The following is a 4,425-nucleotide window of genomic DNA, read 5'->3' as shown; positions in this document are numbered from 1 at the left end:
CGCGCTTGCGGCGACGTCGGGCGATAAGGCGGAGTTAGTGTGTGAATCTGCGGATTTGATTTACCACTTAATGGTATTGCTTCAAGACCAAGGCTTATCGATGAATGACGTAGTGAACAAACTGAAAGAGCGTCATAAGTAAGCTTGCTATAGATAAGTGAAAGCCCCTATGCTCTCGAGCCTAGGGGCTTTTTTAATTTAGTGTTCTTGATTCGGGGTAAAAACCGGCAACAGTGCTAGTAGCGATTAGATTCTGAATCACACTCGTTCCTCGCTGTTCAGAATGACGGTATATTTTCTAATGGTGCTTGCAGTAGAGTTATTTACTTCAAACAGGTACATATATTCACGTCACTCCAACGAGCCTAGGCGAGATCAGGAATTTCATTAAAGAGAGCTCAATAAGCTAGGAGTGGATGATCTTACCCACAACACTTCTTAAATTTCTTACCGCTTCCACAGATACACGGGTCGTTACGACCTACTTTTAGGCTACTCACTGGTTGGTTTAGGCGAGGATCTTGTTCTGGTTCTTCTTCTAGCTCTTCTTCTGGAAACGTGCCGTCAATGTAGTACCAAAGCCCATTTTCTTTTACAAAGCGAGAACGCTCTGTCATACAGTAGCGCTTGCCGTCTTCATCAAAATAAGCGCTAAATTCGACAAAGCCTTCATTGTCATTACTGCCAGCTTCTGTTTTTACAACTTCAAGTTTGCACCAATCGCTGTCGATAGATTGGGCAATGCCTTCACGTTGCTCTTCTGCATTACAGCTTGGGTGGTACGTGTTCACCACGTAATCGACTAGACCTAACACATGCGCACTGTAACGAGAGCGCATTAACTGCTCTGGAGTGGTGACGTCAGCATGGTTGTTGTGGGCAATTTCACAACACTGTTGGTAGGTGCGGTTAGATCCGCAAGGGCAAGAAGAAGCCATAAAATGAAATCTCGATTAATTAAGCGGTAAAAACAAACAACCTCACAATTGCGAGGCTGGAGGTGAGGCATTATAGCGATTTAGGGCGTTTGAGACAGCAGTTCTTGAGCCCATTCCGTCGATTGATTAAAAGCGTCCGCTAATTGAGGTTCGGTTAATTTAAGAACGGTGCAATATCGCTCGGCTAACTCCCAGTCCGCTTGTTCATAGGCGATCGTCATCGAAAGTAAGTGACCAAGTACGCCTTTTCGACTGGTTAATGCGAGTTTTATATCTTCGTCAACGGGGATATCTTCAATGACATCCGAGAGCGGTTGATCGAGCAAAGATCCGAGTAAAGAAAACATGCCTGTCAAAAAAGCCTGCCCAGGGTCATACCTAGTGTTCATTTGACTAAGTAGCAGTTCACACATTCGTGCACGCTGAATCGCTAAAGAGTAAAGAGAGTCAGGTTTATCTTCTTGAACGGAGGCAATTGCAACTAAGGAAATAAAGCGTCGTAGTCGCTCTTCACCCAGATAAATAAGCGCCTGTCTGAACGATTTGATCTTAGTCGTTAATGTATAGCCTGAATTTACGTAAGTAAGCAGCTTGTATGACAGCGTCACATCAATCGAAAACAGACGTTCAACCTCATTGAAGTCGATGGGCTTATCTGCAATCTCTTTACAAAGCTGGATGACGGTAAGAAACGCGGGGTTCAACCGTTTTTTCTGGATCATCTCAGGTTTGCTAAAAAAATACCCTTGAAAATAGTTAAAACCGGCTTCTAGAGCTTGCTCGAACTCTTCATAGGTCTCTACCTTTTCCGCAAGAAAGTCGATTTTAAATGGGCTCAACGCCTGAATAAAAATGGCAGCTTTCTTGATCGGCACAAGTCTAATATCAAACTTGATCATGGAAACGTATGGAAGAAAACGCTTCCAAGCTTTCGTCGGAACAAAATCATCCAGAGCAATTTTGTACCCGCACTCATGAAGGTGCTTGATGGCTTCTAACAGTTCTTCTGTCGGTTGGCAGTCTTCAAGGACTTCAATGACGAGAGATTCTTTAGGAAACAAAGTTGGGACCAAGTTCACCAAGCTTTGATGCGGAAAGTTAACAAAGCCAAGTTTGTTTCCTAATGTGTTGTAATGCGTCGACAAAAAATGATCGGATAGCAGTCGACTAGTAGCCAGCTCTGGTTCTACTTCAGGGAAGGTATTTTTAGGGCCGTCTCGAAAGAGGAGTTCGTAACCTATGGTTCGTTTTTCTCTATCCAGAATCGGTTGGCGAGCTACGTAAGAATACTTCAATTAGGTACTTCGTTCTGTTTAACTTAGTATTATGATAATAGCGATTTTTTACAAAATATCTACGACTTGAGCGTGAATCTTCTACACGCTCTACATGCTTAACGCAAATTCTGTATGAACGGTCTCGTTTGTAGGTCAAAACTATCAGAATTTACTTTTAAAACTGAGCCTTGCGTATACCAATCCCCTAAAACAATTCGGGTCTTTTTAACGCCATCAACGTCAAAAAAATGTGTGTTCGGGCGATGTGTGTGACCATGAATCATTAAGTTGACGCAGTTCTGAGACATTACTTTCTCGACCTCATTTTGGTTGACGTCCATGATATCTAATGACTTGCTCATTTTATCATCACGAATATCGGATTGAACTTTTGAGACAATTTTCTTCTTGATGAACCAAGGAATACGGTTAAACAACCATTGTAGCCATGGCTTGTGAACGGTTTTTCTAAACTCTTGGTATTTCACATCGTCAATGCAGAGCGTATCGCCATGTAGGATTACGGCTTTTTGACCATAAAGATCAATCGTGCAGACATCGTCGAGTAATGTCATACCGGTTTCTTTGCAAAAGCGTTTGCCGAGTAAAAAATCTCGATTGCCTTGGATGAAAAAAGTTGGCACACCCGCATCCGTCAGTGCTTTAAACTCTGCACGGATTTGGTCTGCAAAAGGGGTGTTGTCATCGTCACCAATCCAGAACTCAAACAGATCGCCGAGTACATAAAGTGCATCAGCTTTTGTTGCTTCTGTTCGCATGAACGTCACAAAACATTCCGTGATATCAGGACGTGATGGGGTAAGGTGAAGATCGGAAATAAATAATGTCGTCATAGAAATAAGGGGAAGCTATGCCTCCCCATTAACTTATCTTTTAAAAATAATTCCTAAGAATTACTCTTCAATTGTTGTACCAGTGATTACTACGTCTTCTAGAGGTACGTCTTGGTGCATGCCGTAAGAACCAGTGCTAACGCCTTTGATCTTATTTACGATGTCCATGCCTTCGATTACTTCACCGAACACACAGTAACCCCAACCGTCTAGGCTTTCGCTACGGAAGTCTAGGAACGTGTTGTTGTTTACGTTGATGAAGAACTGAGAGCTTGCTGAATGCGGCTCCATAGTACGTGCCATAGCAAGTGTACCCACTTTGTTGCTAAGGCCGTTGTTTGCTTCGTTCTTGATAGGTGCACGAGTCGCTTTTTCACGTAGACCAGACTCCATACCACCACCTTGGATCATGAAGCCGTCAATAACACGGTGGAAAAGCGTGTTGTCGTAGAAACCGTCGCGGCAGTACTGAAGGAAGTTTGCGCTTGTCTCTGGCGCTTTCTCTTCGTTTAGTTGAATCTTGATGTCACCAAAATTAGTGTGAAGGGTGATCATGCTACTTTCCTTTACTGTGTTGTGTTGAGCCCGAGATTCTAGCCTAAGTTCTAGTGCTTTAAAAACTCAGGAAGAGGAAATTCTTCGTTTTGTGCTTGAAGTTTAGCCGATTATCGTTTTATCGGTTAATTGCTATTACCTAACTAGGTTGGAGTTGATATACTCATCTTCCTTTATTCATTCACAATCATAGATAGAGATCATGTTAAAGATATATAACACACTCACAAGACAGAAAGAGGAATTCAAACCAATTACAGCTGGCAAAGTCGGTATGTATGTCTGTGGAGTTACCATCTACGATCTCTGTCACATTGGTCACGGTCGCACTTTTGTCTCTTTTGACGTTGTATCACGTTACCTTCGCTACTTGGGCTATGATCTGACGTTTGTACGTAACATCACAGATATCGACGATAAGATCATCAAACGTGCCGCAGAAAACGGTGAGTCTTGCGATTCATTGACTGAGCGTTTGATTAGTGAAATGCACGCTGATTTTGATGCGCTGAACATGAAACGTCCGGACGTTGAACCTCGTGCGACACAGTTTATTGCTGAAATCATCGAATTGGTTGAGAAGCTAATCGAGCGCGGTTTTGCATACGTTGCAGATAACGGTGACGTAATGTTTGAAGTGGGTAAGTTCAACGAATACGGCAAGCTTTCTAAGCAAGACCTTGATCAGCTTCAAGCTGGCGCGCGCGTTGATATCGAAACAGCAAAACGCAGCCCTCTAGACTTTGTACTTTGGAAGATGTCTAAGCCGGGTGAACCAACGTGGGAGTCACCATGGGGTCC

5 protein-coding genes and 1 pseudogene are annotated in these 4,425 nt (G+C 43.1%); 2 read left to right on the top strand and 4 right to left on the bottom strand.

Annotated elements, in window-relative coordinates:
* Positions 1 to 142: phosphoribosyl-ATP diphosphatase (gene hisE, locus IQR33_RS33880; RefSeq protein WP_228014050.1), on the top strand; the 142-nt coding region annotated here is incomplete at its 5' end.
* Between the two features lie 280 nt (positions 143 to 422).
* Here the strand turns inward: hisE and IQR33_RS21180 are convergent.
* The 4 genes from IQR33_RS21180 to IQR33_RS21165 all read right to left on the bottom strand — a co-directional run bounded on the left by IQR33_RS21180 (position 423) and on the right by IQR33_RS21165 (position 3,624).
* Positions 423 to 938 carry a YchJ family protein gene (locus tag IQR33_RS21180; RefSeq protein ID WP_031812834.1) on the bottom strand — a complete coding sequence of 172 codons (516 nt, stop codon included), beginning with the start codon at positions 936 to 938 and terminating at the stop codon, positions 423 to 425.
* Between the two features lie 80 nt (positions 939 to 1,018).
* Positions 1,019 to 2,233 (bottom strand): EAL and HDOD domain-containing protein, encoded by a 1,215-nt coding sequence (locus IQR33_RS21175; RefSeq protein WP_017821720.1) that lies wholly within the window; start codon positions 2,231 to 2,233, stop codon positions 1,019 to 1,021.
* Positions 2,234 to 2,331: 98 nt separating this feature from the next.
* Entirely contained in the window at positions 2,332 to 3,069 is a 738-nt protein-coding gene (gene lpxH / locus IQR33_RS21170) for a UDP-2,3-diacylglucosamine diphosphatase (RefSeq protein ID WP_005389817.1), read from the bottom strand.
* A 60-nt stretch (positions 3,070 to 3,129) separates the two neighbouring features.
* Entirely contained in the window at positions 3,130 to 3,624 is a 495-nt protein-coding gene (locus IQR33_RS21165) for a peptidylprolyl isomerase (protein WP_005378156.1), read from the bottom strand.
* Between the two features lie 202 nt (positions 3,625 to 3,826).
* Here IQR33_RS21165 and IQR33_RS21160 point away from each other — a divergent pair.
* A pseudogene (locus IQR33_RS21160) lies at positions 3,827 to 4,425 on the top strand (class I tRNA ligase family protein); the annotation flags it as partial.

The organism is Vibrio sp. OPT46, from assembly GCF_015163535.1.
GTDB classification, from domain to species: Bacteria; Pseudomonadota; Gammaproteobacteria; order Enterobacterales; family Vibrionaceae; genus Vibrio; species Vibrio alginolyticus.
Note: the sequence above shows the minus strand (reverse complement) of the source record. Positions and strands in the feature narration are given on the sequence as shown.